The 16,437-nt window shown below is 72.3% G+C and carries 15 protein-coding genes; 14 read left to right on the top strand and 1 reads right to left on the bottom strand.

Features of this window, described 5'->3' with window-relative positions; all coding sequences use genetic code 11:
• Nucleotides 1-176 precede the first annotated feature (176 nt).
• From VSH64_RS26465 to VSH64_RS26425, 9 genes are all read left to right on the top strand, one after another.
• Complete coding sequence (locus VSH64_RS26465; RefSeq protein ID WP_326565394.1) at nucleotides 177-1,526, top strand: purine-cytosine permease family protein; 1,350 nt, start codon at nucleotides 177-179, stop codon at nucleotides 1,524-1,526.
• Between the two features lie 12 nt (nucleotides 1,527-1,538).
• Nucleotides 1,539-3,089, top strand: coding sequence for a hydantoinase/oxoprolinase family protein (locus VSH64_RS26460; protein WP_326565393.1), 1,551 nt, complete (start codon nucleotides 1,539-1,541; stop codon nucleotides 3,087-3,089).
• A complete protein-coding gene (locus VSH64_RS26455) occupies nucleotides 3,089-4,159 on the top strand; it encodes a DUF917 domain-containing protein (protein ID WP_326565392.1) in 1,071 nt (356 codons plus the stop codon). The genes VSH64_RS26460 and VSH64_RS26455 overlap by 1 nt, the downstream gene beginning before the upstream one ends.
• On the top strand, nucleotides 4,156-5,250 hold the full coding sequence (locus VSH64_RS26450) for a DUF917 domain-containing protein (RefSeq protein ID WP_326565391.1): 1,095 nt from the start codon (nucleotides 4,156-4,158) through the stop codon (nucleotides 5,248-5,250). The genes VSH64_RS26455 and VSH64_RS26450 overlap by 4 nt, the downstream gene beginning before the upstream one ends.
• Nucleotides 5,247-5,957, top strand: coding sequence for an SDR family oxidoreductase (locus VSH64_RS26445; protein ID WP_326565390.1), 711 nt, complete (start codon nucleotides 5,247-5,249; stop codon nucleotides 5,955-5,957). The genes VSH64_RS26450 and VSH64_RS26445 overlap by 4 nt, the downstream gene beginning before the upstream one ends.
• Before the next feature lie 21 nt (nucleotides 5,958-5,978).
• A complete protein-coding gene (locus tag VSH64_RS26440) occupies nucleotides 5,979-7,049 on the top strand; it encodes a DUF917 domain-containing protein (protein ID WP_326565389.1) in 1,071 nt (356 codons plus the stop codon).
• Nucleotides 7,046-7,237: a hypothetical protein gene (locus VSH64_RS26435; RefSeq protein ID WP_326565388.1), complete on the top strand. Its 192-nt coding sequence runs from the start codon at nucleotides 7,046-7,048 to the stop codon at nucleotides 7,235-7,237. Before VSH64_RS26440 ends, VSH64_RS26435 begins: the two co-directional genes overlap by 4 nt.
• 354 nt (nucleotides 7,238-7,591) lie before the next feature.
• Nucleotides 7,592-9,145, top strand: coding sequence for a helix-turn-helix domain-containing protein (locus VSH64_RS26430; RefSeq protein ID WP_326565386.1), 1,554 nt, complete (start codon nucleotides 7,592-7,594; stop codon nucleotides 9,143-9,145).
• A gap of 54 nt (nucleotides 9,146-9,199) precedes the next feature.
• Nucleotides 9,200-9,745 carry a dihydrofolate reductase family protein gene (locus tag VSH64_RS26425; protein WP_326565385.1) on the top strand — a complete coding sequence of 182 codons (546 nt, stop codon included), beginning with the start codon at nucleotides 9,200-9,202 and terminating at the stop codon, nucleotides 9,743-9,745.
• Between the two features lie 710 nt (nucleotides 9,746-10,455).
• Here the strand turns inward: VSH64_RS26425 and VSH64_RS26420 are convergent.
• Nucleotides 10,456-11,193, bottom strand: a complete 738-nt coding sequence (locus VSH64_RS26420) for a TetR/AcrR family transcriptional regulator (protein ID WP_326565384.1) — start codon at nucleotides 11,191-11,193, stop codon at nucleotides 10,456-10,458.
• A gap of 96 nt (nucleotides 11,194-11,289) precedes the next feature.
• Here VSH64_RS26420 and VSH64_RS26415 point away from each other — a divergent pair, with 96 nt between their 5' ends.
• The 5 genes from VSH64_RS26415 to VSH64_RS26395 all read left to right on the top strand — a co-directional run bounded on the left by VSH64_RS26415 (nucleotide 11,290) and on the right by VSH64_RS26395 (nucleotide 16,359).
• Nucleotides 11,290-11,709: a hypothetical protein gene (locus VSH64_RS26415; RefSeq protein WP_326565383.1), complete on the top strand. Its 420-nt coding sequence runs from the start codon at nucleotides 11,290-11,292 to the stop codon at nucleotides 11,707-11,709.
• Nucleotides 11,710-11,874: 165 nt separating this feature from the next.
• Nucleotides 11,875-12,084, top strand: a complete 210-nt coding sequence (locus VSH64_RS26410) for a hypothetical protein (protein ID WP_326565382.1) — start codon at nucleotides 11,875-11,877, stop codon at nucleotides 12,082-12,084.
• 5 nt (nucleotides 12,085-12,089) lie between these two features.
• Nucleotides 12,090-12,857 (top strand): ABC transporter ATP-binding protein, encoded by a 768-nt coding sequence (locus VSH64_RS26405; RefSeq protein WP_326838030.1) that lies wholly within the window; start codon nucleotides 12,090-12,092, stop codon nucleotides 12,855-12,857.
• A complete protein-coding gene (locus VSH64_RS26400; protein WP_326565381.1) occupies nucleotides 12,854-15,412 on the top strand; it encodes an ABC transporter permease in 2,559 nt (852 codons plus the stop codon). Before VSH64_RS26405 ends, VSH64_RS26400 begins: the two co-directional genes overlap by 4 nt.
• Before the next feature lie 101 nt (nucleotides 15,413-15,513).
• Nucleotides 15,514-16,359, top strand: coding sequence for a nucleotide disphospho-sugar-binding domain-containing protein (locus tag VSH64_RS26395; protein ID WP_326565380.1), 846 nt, complete (start codon nucleotides 15,514-15,516; stop codon nucleotides 16,357-16,359).
• The last annotated feature ends 78 nt before the right edge of the window (nucleotides 16,360-16,437 follow it).

Here is a 16,437-nt window from a genome sequence, read left to right as displayed (position 1 = left end):
TCGTCCGCGGGTAGGCGAGTCGATCACCGGTCGATCAACTCCAGTCCAATCGGACAACCACGACCGTGCGATGTGCACAGCGCCCAGCGGGTGGCTGGGCACATCGCACGGTGACGTGACCACCGACGCTGCCTACGGTGCGGGGAACCGTTTCCCTTCCCGGATAGGAGGTCGGCGTGGCCTCAGCAGTCGGTGTCGACGACTACGCCCTCACCAGAGTGCCGGATCAGGCCCGGTACTCGTGGTGGTCGGTCGCGGTCCAGCGGTTCGGCCAGGTGTCCGCCCTGTCCCAGTTCCTGCTCGGAGCCACCGTCGGCTTCGGGATGGGGTTCTGGCAGGCGGTGCTGGCGTTCACCCTCGGTTCGGTGATCCTCGAGCTCATCACGATCCTCGTGGGCGTGATCGGCGTGCGCGAGGGCCTGTCCACCTCCATGATCGCCCGCTGGACGGGCTTCGGCCGCGGCGGGTCGGCGCTCATCGGGCTCGCCATCGGGATCAGCCTCATCGGCTGGTTCGGCATCCAGTCCGCCGTGTCCGCCCAAGGCCTCGTCTCGCTCATCGGCGGCCTGCCGGAGTGGGGCTGGGCGCTCGTGTTCGGCCTGCTCGTCACGGCGATCGTGGTGCGCGGCTTCCACTCCATGGCCTGGACGGCCTACTTCACCGTCCCGGCGTTCCTCGTCCTCGTCGGCTGGTCGGTGATCTCGGAGCTGACCCGCCACGACCTCGGCACGCTCGTGGCCTCGGCCCCGCCCGGGCCCACGATGAGCCTGTTGCAGGGCACCACGCTCGTGGCCGGCGGCTTCATCGTCGGCGCCGTGATCACCCCGGACATGACGCGGTTCAACCGCACCACCGGCGACGTCGTTAAGCAGACGCTGGTCGGCATCACGCTCGGCGAGTACGTGATCGGTCTGGCCGGCGTGCTGCTCGCGCACGCCGTGGGCAGCGCCGAGATCACCACGATCGTCACGTCGTCGGTCGGCTGGGTCGGTCTGCTCATCGTGATTGCGGGCACGATGAAGATCAACGACTGGAACCTGTACTCCTCCGGGCTCGGCGTCGTGAACTTCATCGGCACGGTCACCAAGCGCCGCGCGCACCGCGGGCTCGTCACCGCCGTGCTCGGGGTGGTCGGCAGTGTGCTGGCCGCGGCCGGGATCCTGGCGAAGTTCACCGATTTCCTCACCGTGCTGGGCGTCGCGTTCCCGCCGATCGCCGGGATCATGGTCGCCGAGTACTTCGTGGTGAAGACCTGGCGCGGTGACCTGGAATCGGCCCGCGCCCGCGGCACCGTGCCGGAATCGGCGCCGGTGTGGGTGCCGGCCACGCTCGTGGTGTGGGTGGCCGCCGCGCTGTTCGGCGAGTTCGTGGAGTGGGGCCTGCCGAGCATCAACTCGCTCGTGGTCGCGTTCGTGCTCTACGTCGTCGCCGGGAAGCTCGGCCTGGTGCGGGGGATCGGCAGCAGCCGAACCGCCGACGCCGAGCCCGCGTCCAGCCCTGAGTCCCAGTCCGCCAAAACCGTTTAAGGAGAGATCTTCGTGCGCATCGGCATCGACGTCGGCGGCACCAACACGGACGCCGTCCTGCTCGACGGCAGGCAGGTGCTCGCCTCGGTGAAGACCAGCACCACCGCCGACGTCACCTCCGGCATCGTCGCGGCGATCGCGGGCCTGCAACAGCAGCGCGCGTTCGACCCGGCGGGCGTCCAGGCGGTGATGATCGGCACCACGCACTTCATCAACGCGCTCGTGGAGGCCCACCGCCTCGCGCCGACGGCGGCCGTGCGGCTGAGCCTGCCGGCCGGGGCGTCGCTGCCGCCGATGGTCGACTGGCCGCAGCGGCTGGTCGACGCCGTGTCGGGGCGCAGCTACCTCGTGCACGGCGGGCACGAGTTCGACGGGCGGCACATCGCGGAGCTCGACGAGGGCGAGCTGCGCAAGGCCGCCGAGGACATGGGGGCGGCCGGGGTGCGCAGCGTCGCGATTACCTCGGTCTTCTCCCCGGTCAACGCCGAGTTCGAGGCGCGCGCCGCCGAGCTCATCTCCGCCCAGCTGCCCGATGTGGCCATCTCGCTGTCGCACGAGATCGGCCGCATCGGGTTGCTGGAGCGGGAAAACGCGACGGTGATCAACGCGGCCCTGCGGGAGCTGGCCGCGCACATCGTCGACGGGCTGGCCGAATCGGTCACCGGCGCGGGCATCACCGCGCCGCTCTACCTGAGCCAGAACGACGGCACGCTGATGGACGTCGACTTCGCTCGCCGCTACCCGGTGGCGACCTTCGCGTCCGGGCCGACGAACTCGATGCGCGGCGCGGCCGTGCTGTCCGGTCTGGACACCTGCGCGGTGGTGGACGTCGGCGGCACGACCAGTGACGTCGGCGTGCTGCGCCAGGGTTTCCCGCGTGAGGCGACCACCGACGTGAGCGTGGCCGGCATTCGCACCAACTTCCGGATGCCGGACGTGCTCTCGATCGGCATCGGCGGCGGCAGCCGGGTCCGCGGCGACGCCGGGAACGTGACCGTGGGGCCGGATTCGGTGGGCTACGAGCTCACCTCGAAGGCCCTGGTCTTCGGCGGCGACACGCTCACCGCCACCGACATCGCGGTGGCCGCGGGCCGCGCCGACATCGGCGACGCGAGCCTCGTGAAGCACCTCGACCGCGGGCTGGTCCGCGCGGCGCTCGACCGGATCGCCGCCGACGTGTCCGATGTGGTCGAACGCATGCGGACCTCGGCCGAACCGCTGCCGGTGGTCGCGGTCGGCGGCGGGTCGATCCTGCTGCCCGAGGTGCTGGCGGGCGCCGGTGAGGTGCGCCGGCCGGAGAACCACGCGGTGGCCAACGCGATCGGCGCGGCCATCGCGCAGATCGGCGGTGAGGTCGACCGCGTGTACGTGATCGAGCCCGGCCGTCGGGAGGCCGTGGTCGACGAGGCGAAGCAGGAGGCCGTGGACCGCGCGGTGGCCGCCGGGGCCTCACCGGCGTCGGTGGGCATCGTCGACTTCGACGAGGTGCCGATCCCGTACCTGCCCGGCAACGCCACGCGCATCCGCGTGAAGGCCGTCGGCGACCTGCAGCTGGGGGCGTGATGCGCGAGATCACCGAACAGGACCTGGCCGACATCGCGAGCGGCGCGGCGATCCTGGGCACCGGCGGCGGAGGTGACCCGTACATCGGCCGGCTGCTCGCGCGCTCGGCGGTGCGGGAGCACGGAGCCGTGCCGCTGGTGCCGCTGGCCGAGGTGCCCGACGACGCCGTGGTGCTGCCCGTCGCGATGATGGGCGCGCCGACCGTGATGGTCGAGAAGCTGCCTTCGGCTGAGCAGGTGGGCCTCGCGGCCCGCACGCTCGCGGCGTACCTGGGCAAGGAGCTCACCCACATCGCGTGTGCCGAGGCCGGCGGGGTCAACTCGCTGATCCCGGTGGTCGCGGCCGCGCAGCTGGGCCTGCCGCTGGTGGACGCCGACGGCATGGGCCGCGCGTTCCCGGAGCTGCAGATGGTGATCCCGACGTTGTACGGCATCAGCGCGACGCCGATGTCCATCGCGGACGAGAAGGGCAACCGCGGGGTGCTGGACACGGTGGACAACCGCTGGGCCGAACGGCTCGCGCGCTCGGCGACCATCGACATGGGCTGCTCGGCGATGATCAGCAACTACGCCATGTCCGGTTCGCAGGCGCGGGAGTCGCTCGTGCCGGGCACGTTGAGCCTGTGCGCGGAGCTGGGTGCGCTGGTCCGCTCCGCGCGCGCCGAGTTCCGCGACCCGGTCGACGCCGTCGTGGCGCGGCTGGGCGGGCGCCGGCTGTTCAGCGGCAAGGTGGTGGACGTGGCCCGGCGCACGGTGACCGGGTTCGCGCGCGGTGAAGCACGGCTGTCCGGAATGGACGGTGACACCGGTGCGGAGCTCGTGCTGCGGTTCCAGAACGAGCACCTGGTGGCCGAGCGCGACGGCGTGGTCGAGGCTTCCGTGCCGGACCTCATCTGCACGCTGGAGCGCGAGTCCGGTGAAGCGGTGACGACCGAGGGCCTGCGGTACGGCCAGCGCGTGACGGTGCTCGCCGCGCCGGCCGACCCGCGCTGGTACACCCCCGAAGGCATCGCGCTGGCCGGTCCGCGGTACTTCGGTTACGACATCGACCCGATCGGAGTGGCCGGGTGAGCTGGACCCTGACCGAGGACGACCTGCCCGACCTCGCGCGCGGCGCCGCGGTGCTCGGCACCGGCGGCGGTGGCGACCCGTACGTGGGTCGGCTGCTGGTGCGCGAGGCGATCCGGGCCCACGGCCCGATCGCGGTGCTCGATCCGTCCGAAGTGGACGACGACGCGCTCGTGATCCCGACCGCGCAGATGGGCGCGCCCACGGTGGTGCACGAGAAGCTGCCCAGCGGCGGTGAACCCGTGCTCGCCCTGCGCACGCTGGAGAAGCACCTCGGCAAGCGCGCCGACGCGACCATGCCGATCGAGTGCGGGGGCATCAATTCGATGATCCCGCTGCTCGTCGGCGCGCGGCTCGGGCTGCCGGTGGTGGACGCCGACGGCATGGGTCGCGCGTTCCCGGAGCTGCAGATGGAGACGTTCGGCGTCTACGGCGTGTCCGGCTCGCCGATGGCGATCGGCGGCGAGCGCGGCGAGACGACCGTGATCGACACCGGCGCGGACAACCGGCGGATGGAGTGGCTGGCGCGCGGCGTCACGATCCGGCTCGGCGGGGTGGCGCACATCGCCGAATACGCGATGAGCGGCGCCGACGTGAAGCGCACGGCCGTGCCGAACACGTTGTCGCTGGCGTTGTCGGTCGGCCGCGCGATCCGGCTCGCGCGGGAAGCCAACGAGGACGCGATCGAGCGGCTGGCCGCGGCGTTGCGGCCGACGCCGTATGCGCACCTGCGGGTGCTCTTCCGCGGCAAAGTGTCCGATGTGGAGCGCCGCACGGAGGCCGGCTTCGCGCGCGGCCGCGCGGCGGCGGTGTCCTACGACGGCGCCCACAAGCTCGAGCTGCTGTTCCAGAACGAGAACCTGCTCGCCACCGTCGACGACGAGGTGCGCTGCCTGGTGCCGGACCTGATCTGCGTGCTGGAGGCGGCCACGGCCGAGCCGATCACGACCGAGACGCTGCGCTACGGCCAGCGCGTGACCGTGGTCGGCATCTCGACGCCGCCGTTGATGCGCACGCCGGAGGCGCTGGACACGTTCGGGCCGGGCGCGTTCGGGTTGACCCATCCGTTCGTGCCGGTGGAGGAGATCGCATGACGTTGGCCGGGCGGACCGTGGTGATCATCGGTGGTGGGTCGGGCATCGGCCTGGAGGTCGCCCGCCGGGCCGTCGCGGCCGGAGCGCAGGTGCACCTGGGCGGGCGCACGGAGGCGAAGCTGGCCGCCGCGGCCGGGGAGATCGGGGCGAAGTGGCAGGTGGTGGACAGCACCGACCAGGCGTCGCTGGCCGCGTTCTTCGGGGCGCTGGACGAGATCGACCACCTGTTCACGCCCGGCGCCGCGTATCGCGTGGGGCCGCTGCGGGAGCTGAGCGACGAGGACGCGGCGAGCCCGTTCACCACGAAGTTCTGGGGCCAGTACCACGCCGTGAAGCACGCGGTGCCGAAGCTGACGGCCGACGCTTCGATCGTGCTGATGTCCGGTGCGGCGAGCGTGCGGCCGCCGGGCGCGGCGCCGGCGTACGTGGCCTGCAACGCCGCCGTCGAAGGGCTCGGCCGTGGCCTCGCGGTGGAGCTGGCGCCGGTGCGGGTGAACGTGGTGGCGCCCGGCACCATCGACGGGAACCTGTGGGCCCAGCGGCCGGCGGCGGTGCGGGAGGCGAGCTTCGCGCAGTACGAGGCGGACACGCTGCTGCACCGCGTCGGGAAGGAGTCCGAAGTGGCCGAAGCGGTGCTGTACCTGTTGTCGAGCACTTACACGACGGGGTCCACGCTGTACCCCGACGGTGGCTACGCGCTGCGGTGACCTCGTCTACTGTGGTTTCCCATGCGCATCACGGCCGGTGACGTGCCCGCCCTCGAACGAGGGGTCGCCCTGCTCGGGTCCGGTGGCGGCGGCGACACCGTCACCGCCGCCGTGCTGCTGCGCCGGGTCCTGTCCCGGGAACCCGAGCCGGTGGTGCAGGCGGTGCACGAGCTGCCGCCGGAGGCGCGGGTGGTGCCGGTCGGCGTCGTCGGCGCCACGGCCGCGTTCACGGAGAAGCTGCCGGGCGGCGACGAGTTCGCCTCGGCGGTGGCCGCCGTCGAGCGCTGGACCGGCGAGCGCGCCGACGCCCTCATGTCGATCGAGATCGGTGGCCTCAACGGGTTGGTGCCACTCGCCGTGGCCGGGCAGCTCGGGCTGTCCTACGTGGACGCCGACCTCTCCGGCCGCGGCCTGCCGCGCCTCGATCAGCTGTCGGTGGCCGCCACCGGCCGCGGCGTGGCGCCCGCCGCGCTGGCCGAACAGGGCGGCCAGGTGATGGTGCTGGCGGCCGGCTCGGACGCCATGGTCGAGCGCGGCGCCCGCGCGTTCCTGGCGGGCTTCGGCGGCTGGGCGGCCTTCGCGCTCGCCCCGATCCCGGCCGCCGAGCTCGCCGCGTGCGCGGTCCTCGGCACCACCACGGCCGCGCTGGCGCTGGGCCGCCGCGCCCTCGCGGCCGGCGAGAGCCCCCCGCGGTCGGCGTTGGAGGCCGCACTCGACGGCACCGTGCTGGCGCGCGGCCGAGTGCTCGAGGTGGCCCGCCACGTCGGCCCCGGGCACCACGGCAGCCCCGGCTTCGGCCGCGGCAGCGTCACCCTCGCCGACCACCACAGTGGACAGTTGCTGCGGCTGGAAATGGAGAACGAGTACCTGCTGGCCTTGCGCGACGGCGCCCCCGTGGCGTCCACCCCGGACGTCCTCTCGGTCCTCGACCACCGCACCGGCGTCCCGTTGCCCTGCGACGCCATCCGCATGGGCCTGGAGGTCGACGTCGTCCGCCTCGCGGCCGCCCCCTTCTGGACCGACCCGACGCGGCTGCCGGTGCTGCAGCCGCGGGCGTATGGGATCGATTGTGATCCGGTGGTGGCGGGATGAGTGCGTGGTGGCTGCTTGTCGTCGGGGTGATGGGCTGGCGTGGCTTCGGTGGACGGCGGCTGGGGCTTTGGCCGGCCGGTGGCGCGGTGGTTCTGGGCCGATTGCTCACCCTCGTGTTCCGGATCCGCGCGGGCGAGGCGCAGGACGGCGCGTGCCGCACGGGCTGCGGCTCGGTGGTGTCGCGATGAGTCTGTGGTCGGAATTCGCCGTCGCGGTTGTGGGCTGGTGTGGTCGGGGTGGTGGGCGGCTGTGGCTGGTTGGTGATGCGGTGACTCTGCGGCGGTTGTTCACCCCCGTGCTCCGAACTCGCGCGGTCGAGGTGCCGGTCGACATGTGCGGCTCGGTGGTGTCGCGATGAGTCTGTGGCGGACGTTCGCTGCTTGCGTGATGGGCTGGCGTGGCGTCGGTGGAGGGCTGCCGGTGCTGCGGCCGGCTGGTGGTGCGGCGACTCTGCGCCGTTTGCTGACCCTCGCGGTCCGGACCTGGGCAGCCGAGGCGTCGCCAGGCGCGTGCAGCACGGGCTGCGGCTTGGTGGTGGCGCCGTGACCGTACGGCGGATGCTCACCCTCGAGTCCTGGGCCGGTGCGGTCGAAGTGCTCGCCGGGGCGGCGGGCCTGGACCGTCCACTCACGACGGTGCGTGGGGCGGTCGACACGGCGCACGTGCCGGCCGCCGGGGAGCTGGTGGTCGTGGTGCGGCCGGTTGCCGGGACGGATTGGCAGATCGACGCGTTGCTGCGGCGGTGCGCGGACGCCGGTTCGGCCGGGGTGGTGCTGGCGGGTACGGCGCCGCCGGCTGCGTCGCGGTTGTTGGCGGATCGGTTGGCCGTGCCGTTGTTGCTAACGGCGGCGGCGCCGCTCGATCTGGTCGTGGACGCGCGGTTGTCGCTGGCGGCGCCGGAGCTGGATCGCGCCGAGCTGGTGCTGGCCACGCACCGGGCGCTCGGTGAGCGGCTGCGGCCGCCGGAGGAGATCGTGGGGGTGTTGCGGCGGTTGTTGCGGTCGCCGGTGGCGTTGCTCGACGACCGCGGTGAGCCGCTGGCCGGCGCGGTGGCCGAGGGTGCGCGGATCCGGCTCGGCGAACCCGTGCCGCAGCACCACGACCTCGCCGACGGGGTGCTGCTCGCGCACCCGGCGGCCACGGTCTGGGTCGCGGTGGAGCTGACCGGGGCGGAGGCGGCGCGGGCGGACGTGGTGCCGCCGGTGTTGGCCGTCGCGGCCGGGGCGGTGCAGCGCTGGCTGCTCGCGAACCGCCTGGAGCTGGAGCGCGACGCCCGTTCGCGCACCGCCCTGCTGGGCGACCTGCTGCGGCTCGACACCGAGCCGGGTGCCGACCTGCGTCGCCGCGTGGCCGACGCGGGCTGGCGGCTCGGCGGCTGGCACGTGGGCCTGCACGTCGGCGTGCCGTCCGCGGTCGACACCGTGGCGCGCACGCAGGAAGTGGTGCGCGCGCTGCGGGTCGAAGGCGTCGACGCGGTCGTGGTCGCCCGCGGCGACGGCTGGACCGGCTGGGTCACCTTCGATCAGGAACCCACGGCCGAACGCGTGCGCTCGCTCGCCGCCAGCCTGCAGGCCGCGCACCGCGAGCTGCGCCGCAATCTCGGTACGCACCTCGGCGTCGGCCGGCCGCACCCGCGTCCCGACGGCCTCGCCACCACCGTCGCCGAAGCGAGCGACGCCGCCCGCCTCGCCGCGACCCGCCCCGAAACCGGCCACTTCCTGCACGTCGACCAGCTCGGCCTGGCGCAGCTCCTGCTGGAGTGGACCCGCACCGACACCTTCGAACCCGCGGCCCGCGCCCTGGTCGCCCCGCTGCTCTCGGCCACCGGTGACCTCCTGCGCACCCTCGCCACCTACCTCGACGCCGAATCTTCGCTCGCCGAGACCGCGCTGGCCCTCGGCATCCACCGCAACACCGTGGCCGCGCGGGTGTCGCGCATCGAGCGCTTGCTGGGCGTGGACCTGGCACAACCGGACGAGCGGCTGGCGCTGCACCTGGCTTCGCGCGCCGTGATCCTCTCGCCCGGAGCGGCCCCGCGGCCGGCTCGCGAAATTCGTGGCGGCGAGAGCGATGAGTTCGAGGACCGGCGCCGGTAAGTACCGGTGTCGAGCCACCCGGCCGGCGACGATCACCGGACGAAGGAGCACCCCATGGGCGAGCTGATCGTGATCGAGTTCGTGACGCTGGACGGCGTCGTCGAGGACCCGGACGGCTCCGGCGCCACCCTGGCCGGCGGCTGGGCCTTCCGCCACGGCCCCGAAGCCGTGGCCGGCGACAAGTTCGACCTCGGACCCCTGCTCGACACCGGCGTGATGCTCTTCGGGCGCACCACGTGGGAGCTGTTCACGAAGATCTGGTCCGGCCGCACCGACCCGTTCTCCGCGAAGCTCAACGCCATCCCGAAGCTCGTCGCGTCCCGCACCCTCACCAGCGCCACCGGTTGGCGCAACTCGACGCTGATCTCGGGCGACCTCGTGTCCTCGGTCCAGCGCGCCAAAGCTTCGCAGGACGTGATCATGACCGGCAGCGTCAGCCTGGCCCACGAACTGGCCGACCTCGTGGACGAATACCGCCTGATGGTGTTCCCCACGGTCGCCGGCAGCGGCCGCCGCCTGTTCTCGGCGCAGCCGATGGACCTGCGGTTGACGTCGGTGGAACAGAAGGGCGCGGCGGCGCTGATGCGTTATCGGAAGTGAGCCTCAGCTGGTGCTTTCCCGCTGCGGTTTGCCGGTGGATGTTCACTCGCCCAGGGTGTGGACAACTGGCGCTCACGCGGCGCTCGCCAGGGTTTTTGTCGGGGGTGGCCGATAGAATGGAACGAGGGACGCCCCCTGGGAGGGCGGGGGTCTGTCTGCGGGGGCCGGTGGTGGCTGGTGCCTAGTAGGTGCGTCCAGCGTTCGGCTCGGTGTCCCGGATGAGGACCACGCGGGCGGTCGCCTGAACATGGTGGCGACCGCCCCGAGGTGCTCGAGGTGTGGGAGGCGAGGTCGGCGGTGGGGAAGCTTCGGCGGGGCAGGTCGTGGGTTCTCGTCGGATCAGCGTTGCTAAGGGCAACGACACCCCAGCCCGGCGCACCCCGATCAGGATCCGCTTTGCCGGTTCGGAAACCGCGACGACACCAACCCGGCACGCCGGTGTCGTCACCTCGGCCGCGGTGGCCGTCCGGCAGTTGATTCCCCAACCCCCGGGCCGCTTTCCTGCTTCCTCACCGCGAAACGGGCCACCGACTCCCCAGACATCCGCTTGCCACGCCCACCAGCGCCCGCGGAAACGCCGCCCTGCGCCCGATCCACTCCAGATCTGGGCAGCAGTGCAACTCCCTGAACGCTTCAGGTGTTGTAACGACCCCCCCCAGAAACGGCTGGAGAGCGAGGTCTAGCGGGGCCGGGGCTGCTGAAACTGAGCCTCAGCTGGTGCTTTCCCGCACCACCAACCCGCCAATCCCCTCCAACACCCTCTCCAACGCGAACCCCTCCGCCGGCTCAGCGGGATACCGCCCAGCCGACGTGAGTGCGGCCAACGACGAATACCCGTCCTCCCCCAACACCGGCGCCAGGAACGACCGCACCGCCTCCGCTCGCCCGGGGGCGGTCGCGGCGTCCGGGTCCGAAGCCGCCCGGCGCCGCGCCGCCGTGGTGCGGGTCAGATCCGTGATCAACTGCGCACACCCCAGCGCGTCGCTATCAGGGAGCCCGGCCGTGGTGAACGTGCGCAGCAGCAGTTCGGTCCAGCGCAGGCGGTGTGGGGTGAGGGCGTCGCCGTGGAAGGGGATGTCGAGGAGCCACGGGCGGGCTTCGTAGCGGAGCAGGGCGGCCTCGGTCCACGCGCGCACCTCGTCGCGCCAAGCGCCGGCGGCGAGGAGTGGCGGGGGGCCGAAGCCGGCGTCCGCCAGGAGGACCAGCAGTTCCTCCTTGGAGCCGACGTAGCGGTAGAGCGCGTTGGTGGTGAGCCCGAGCGAAGCGGCGATGTTCGGCAGCGACGCGCCGGCCAGGCCCTCGGCGTCGGCGACCTCGACGGCGGCCGTCACGATCTCCTCGACGGTGTGCGCGGGTTTCGGCCCCCGGCGGGGCTGTTTGGGCGCGCTGGAGGCCCACGCGGGCGCGAGGCCCGGGGGCAGGTCGCGAGGATCGGGCTCGATCGGCATCTTCCGCTCCGGTGGGTCCTTCAGTAAACTGTGTATGTCTTACACTAATCGACCGCGTGCTTGAGCGCATCGTCGAGGCGGACACTGGGGGCGAACGTGAGCAAGACCAACCGGTTCGGGATCGGGCAGGTCACCGAGCTGGATCGGAAGCTGGCCGCGACCGAGGTCGAGCACGCGCGCTCCCTCGGACACTACGACGGGCAGGAGGCCGCCCGCCGGCTGGCTCGCGTGCGGCGCGCCGGCTCGCACGCCGGGCTGCGCGCGGCGATCGACGGTGCGACCGACGCGCCCGCGCCGGCCTTGCTGGAGGCGGCGCCGCGGCTGGCGTTCGGGCTGTGGGCCGTGGTCGGGGCGGCGAACATCTTGATCTGGTTCCTGATGGGCCTCATCGGCGGCCAGTGGGACCCGAGCTGGCTGCTCTGGGTGCTGCTCGGCGGCGGCGTGCTGGTCGCCGGCGTGTGGAGCGTGCGCGACCGCGACCGGCGGACGCGTGCCGCTGTGCGGGAAACCCCTTGACTGAAAACCCCTGACTGACAACCTCTGTGCGGGGGTGACTTCCCCCGTTTGCGGTGATCCGCTAAACTGTGCAAGCCATACACAGTTATGGGCCGGGACGTACCCGGTCCGCTCCGCCGATGCCGATATGGGGGGCTCATGCCGGAGAGCAACCAAGGAACCCGTGTGACGGGCGGGCTCGCCCGCCGGATCATCACCGTCATCTGGGTGGTCGTCAGCGGCGTCCAGTTCGTGATCTGGCTGCTGATGAGCATCATCAGCGGCTCGGTGAAATCGCCGTTCTGGCTCTGGACCGTGGTCGGCGGCGGCGTGCTGCTGGCCTTGTGGTGGTACTTCGACCCGGCGCGCCGGGACGCCCGGAGGGGATCCGAGTGAACGAGATGCCGACGATGACCGCGGTCGCGTCGCCCGTGCAGCTCGACGCGGTGCGCAAGACCTACGGCTCCGGCGACAGCGCCGTCGAGGCGCTCGCCGGGGTCTCCGTGTCCTTCCCGGCGGGGTCGTTCACCGCGGTGATGGGCCCGTCCGGCTCGGGCAAGAGCACGCTGCTGCACTGCGCGGCGGGCCTCGACGAGCCGACCTCGGGCTCGGTCACGCTGGTGGGCACGCCCCTGAAGGGCAAGAACGAAACGCAGCTGACGGAGCTGCGCCGCCAGCACGTGTCCTTCATCTTCCAGTCGTTCAACCTGATGCCGGCGCTCAACGTCGAGCAGAACGTGACGCTGCCGACGCTGCTGGCCGGCCGCGAGCCGGACCGCGCGTGGGTGGCGCAGGTGATCGAGCGCGTCGGGCTGGCCAAGCGCGTGAAGCACCGGCCGGGCGAGCTGTCCGGCGGGCAGCAGCAGCGCGTGGCGATCGCCCGTGCGCTGGCGTCGCGGCCCGCCGTGGTGTTCGCCGACGAGCCGACCGGCGCGCTCGACACGACCACGGCGCTCGAGGTGCTCACGCTCATGCGCGAGCTCGTGAGCGAGGGCCAGACGATCGTGATGGTCACCCACGACCCGGTGGCGGCGTCCTATGCGGACACCGTGCTGTTCCTCGTGGACGGCAGCATCGTCACGCAGATGGCCACGCCCACCGTCGAGGCCGTCGCGGGCACGCTCGCCGACCTCGGCGCGCGGGCCAAGCAGGCCAGGGGGCAGCGGTGAGTTCGCGGCGGGTGGTGCTCGGCCTCGCGCTGTCGAGCCTGCGGTACCGCGCGGCGGCGTCGATCGCGTCGTTCGTCGCGGTGCTCGTGGGCTGCGGGCTGCTCATCGCGTGTGCCGGGTTGTTCGAAACGGCGATCGTGCTCAAGGCCGAGCCGCAGCGCCTCGCCGCCGCGCCGGTCGTGGTCACGGGTTCGTCGGGATTCAAGCTGCCCGACGAGGAGTCGCAGGTCGTGCCCTACGCCGAGCGCGCGGGGCTGGACCAGGGCCAGCTGGCGAAGATCGCGGCCGTCGACGGCGCGGCGCAGGTCGTGCCTGACGTGTCGTTCGCCGCCGTGCTGCTGCACGACGGTCAGCCGGGTGACGCCGGCTCGTCCGTCCTTTCCGGACACGGCTGGGACTCGGCCTCGCTCGGCGGGTACAAGCTGACCGAGGGCGAACAGCCGCGCACGGCCGGGCAGGTCGTGGTCGACGCGACGAGCGCGGCCGGGCTGCACCCGGGGGCGAACGTCGAGCTGGCCGTGAACGGTCAGAAACAGTCCTTTGTGGTCTCCGGCATCGCCACGCCCTCCCAGGAAGTGGCAGCGCCGGCGTTCTTCTTCTCCGGTGCCGACGCGCAGCGCTTCGCCGCGCACCCGGGCAACGTTGGCCTCGCCGGCGTGTTCCCGGCCGCCGGCGTCGATGCCGACGAGCTGGCCGCGCGGATCTCCGGGCAGGTGCCCGGCATGAGTGTGCTGACCGGTGACGACCGCGGCTCGGCGGAGTTCCTCGGCGTCGACGCGGCGCAGCTGCCGCTGATCCTGCTCGCCGCGGTGTTCGGCGGCATGGTGATCGTGGTCATGGCGTTGGTCGTGTCGGCCACGATCAGCCTCACCGTGCGGCAGCGGCAGCAGGAGCTCGCGCTGCTGCGGGCCACCGGCGCGACGCCGAAACAGGTACAGCGCATGGTGATCGCCGAGACCATGGCCGTCGGTGCGCTGGCCGCGCTGTGCGGCGCGGTGCTCGGCAGCTTCCTGGGCAACCGGATCTTCGACACGAGCATGTCGATCGGCATCGTGCCGAGCGAGCTGGCGTTCAGCCAGGACATCATCGCGTTCGCCGCGGGCATCATCGCCTCACTCGCGATCACTTACGCCGCCGCGTGGTTCGCCGCGCTCGCCGCCGCGCGGGCCCGGCCGATCCAGGCGCTGGCCGAGGCCGCGATCCCGGGCGCGAAGGTGAACCCGTTGCGCCGCACGGGCGCGCTGGTGTTCGGGGCGGCCACGGTGCTGCTCGCGGCCACCACGCTGTTCATGCCGGCCGACACTGCGTCGGCGATCGGCGGCCCGGCCGTGCTCACCGGTGCGATCGCGGTCGCGCTGCTCGGGCCGGAAATCATGGCGTGGGTGGTCGACCGCTACGGGCCGCTCATCCGCAGGATCGCCGGGCCCGACGCCACGCTCGCGGTGATCAACACCCGGGCGCGGGCGGTCGCGTTCGCCGCCGTGCTCACGCCGATCACGCTGGCCAGCGCGGTGGCTCTGGGCAACGTGTACTCCGAGACCACAGCGCAAAAAGCGCAGGTCGCCGCGTACGCCGATCAGCTCCAGGCCGACGCGGTGGTGACCAGCAGTGTGGGCGGCTTCTCACCCGACGAGCTGGCGCAGATCCGCAGCACGCCGGGCGTCGGCACGGCTTCGCCGCTGGTGACCAGCTCCGGCTGGCTCGAGCAGCCCTACGATGGTAACGGCAGCGATCCCTTGCGGCTGCTGGGCGTCTCCGCCGAAGACCAGGGTGGCACCGTGCTCGCCACCGAAACCACGGCCGGTTCGCTGAAGGACCTGCGCGGGAACACGGTGGCGCTGCCCGGGGACGTCGCCGACGACCTGGGCATCAAGGTCGCCGACAAGGTCACCATGCGCCTCGGTGACGGCGCTTCGGTGCCGGTGACGGTGGTCGCGCTGCTCGACAGCCCGTCGAGCTACGCGAGCATGGTCCTGCCCGAAGAGCTGCTGGCCGCGCACACGACCAGCGGCCTCGCGTCGCAGGTTCTCGTGAAGGCCGCGAACGGCGCCGACGCGAGCGACGTCGTCTCGGCGCTCACGGACCGGGCCAAGCCCTGGCCCGGGGTCGCGGTTGGTGACGACGACGCGCTCACCGCGAGCTTCCAGGCGGGTGCCGACGTCGAAGCGATGATCAACTACCTGTTGGCCGTGCTGGCCATCGCGTACGCCGCCATCGCCGCGGTGAACACGCTCGCGGTGGCGGTGCTGGCGCGGCGGCGGGAGTTCGGCGCGCAGCGGCTCGCCGGCGCGGACCGCGGTCAGGTGCGGCGGATGCTGTTCGTGGAAGGCGGGGTGGTCGCGGTCACGGGCCTGGTCCTCGGCATCGTGATCTCGCTGTTCACCGTGCTGCCGATGGCGATCTCGACGGGGGAGATCATCCCGTCGGGACCGGTGTGGGTGTTCCTCGCCGTGGTGCTCGCGATTTTCCTCATCGTGTGGCCGGTCACCTCGCTCTCGGCGCGGCTCGCGATGCGGCGCAGCCCGATCGAGGCGGTGAAGATCCCCGGCCAGTAACGGGCTTCTAGGGGTACGCCGGGCCGGTCCGGTGTGGATAGTCTCGCTTCACGACTGTCCGCACCGGGCCGGCCCGGTTTCGTCCTGCTTGGAGCAGAACCATGCGTGTACTCCTGGCCGTAACGTCGTCCGCTGCCCGCCTGCGCACGCTCGTGCCGCTCGCGTGGGCCTTGCGCACTGCGGGCCACGACGTGAAGATCGCGGGAAAGCCCGATTTCACCGGGGAAATCCTCACCACGGGCTGTGTGGCCGCCGAGCTCGACCTGGCGGAGTTCGCGGCGTTGTGGCGGCCCGACGTGGTGGTGTCCGACGGCGAGGCCGCGGGTACGGCGGCGGCGAACTCCGTGGGCGCGAAGGCGGTTCGGGTGCTCGGCCCGCTCGATTCCCCGCCGGCCGACGCCTCGGAGCTGCTTCTCGACCTCGTGCCGCCTTCGTTGCGGGACAAAGATTCGTCGGCTCGCCCGATGCGGCACGTGCCCTACTTCGGGCCGAGCGAAGTGCCGACGTGGTTGCGTCGCAAGGCTCGCCGACCTCGAGTGCTGTTGTCGATCACGAATCCCGAGTTCTACGAAGTGGTGTTCGCCGAAGCGTCCGCTGTGGACTTCGAGCTGATCTGCGCGGGCACCCCACCGGTCGGGGTTTCCTTGCCCGCCAGCGTGAAGCTCGTGGACTCGGCGCCCCCGGCCGCGGTACTGCCGACGTGTGCCGCCGTGGCGCACGACGGTGACGACGAGCTCACCTTGGCCGCGCTCGCTCACGGCGTGCCGCAGCTCTCGCTCGTCGAGACGCCGCTCGCCACGCGGGTGGCGGCCGCCGGTGCCGGCGTGATCGGCTGGCTTTCGTCCGTGGTCAGCGATCCGCAGTTGCGCGCAGGCGCGCTCGCGGTGCGCGACGAGATGGTCGCTTTGCCGGCCCCACGCGACATTGTGGCCGAGCTGACACGGTGATTGTGGGGCCGCCCCACCGCCGTTAGGGGTGGGGCGGCAACCGGGCCCTGGGTAGCGTTTTCGGCGTGGCACCTTCCA

It is taken from the genome of Amycolatopsis rhabdoformis, assembly GCF_035918295.1.
GTDB lineage: Bacteria > Actinomycetota > Actinomycetes > Mycobacteriales > Pseudonocardiaceae > Amycolatopsis > Amycolatopsis rhabdoformis.
The sequence above is the reverse complement of the archived record's forward strand: the minus strand, read 5'-3'. Positions and strand labels throughout refer to the sequence as shown.

Excerpts from the sequence above, each read along its gene's own strand:
- VSH64_RS26395 (WP_326565380.1), top strand. The coding sequence starts at position 15,514 with ATGCGTGTACTCCTGGCCGTAACGTCGTCCGCTGCCCGCCTGCGCACG.
- VSH64_RS26455 (WP_326565392.1), top strand. The coding sequence starts at position 3,089 with ATGCGCGAGATCACCGAACAGGACCTGGCCGACATCGCGAGCGGCGCG.
- VSH64_RS26435 (WP_326565388.1), top strand. The coding sequence starts at position 7,046 with ATGAGTGCGTGGTGGCTGCTTGTCGTCGGGGTGATGGGCTGGCGTGGC.
- VSH64_RS26420 (WP_326565384.1), bottom strand. The coding sequence starts at position 11,193 with ATGCCGATCGAGCCCGATCCTCGCGACCTGCCCCCGGGCCTCGCGCCC.
- VSH64_RS26445 (WP_326565390.1), top strand. The coding sequence starts at position 5,247 with ATGACGTTGGCCGGGCGGACCGTGGTGATCATCGGTGGTGGGTCGGGC.
- VSH64_RS26440 (WP_326565389.1), top strand. The coding sequence starts at position 5,979 with ATGCGCATCACGGCCGGTGACGTGCCCGCCCTCGAACGAGGGGTCGCC.
- VSH64_RS26425 (WP_326565385.1), top strand. The coding sequence starts at position 9,200 with ATGGGCGAGCTGATCGTGATCGAGTTCGTGACGCTGGACGGCGTCGTC.
- VSH64_RS26405 (WP_326838030.1), top strand. The coding sequence starts at position 12,090 with ATGCCGACGATGACCGCGGTCGCGTCGCCCGTGCAGCTCGACGCGGTG.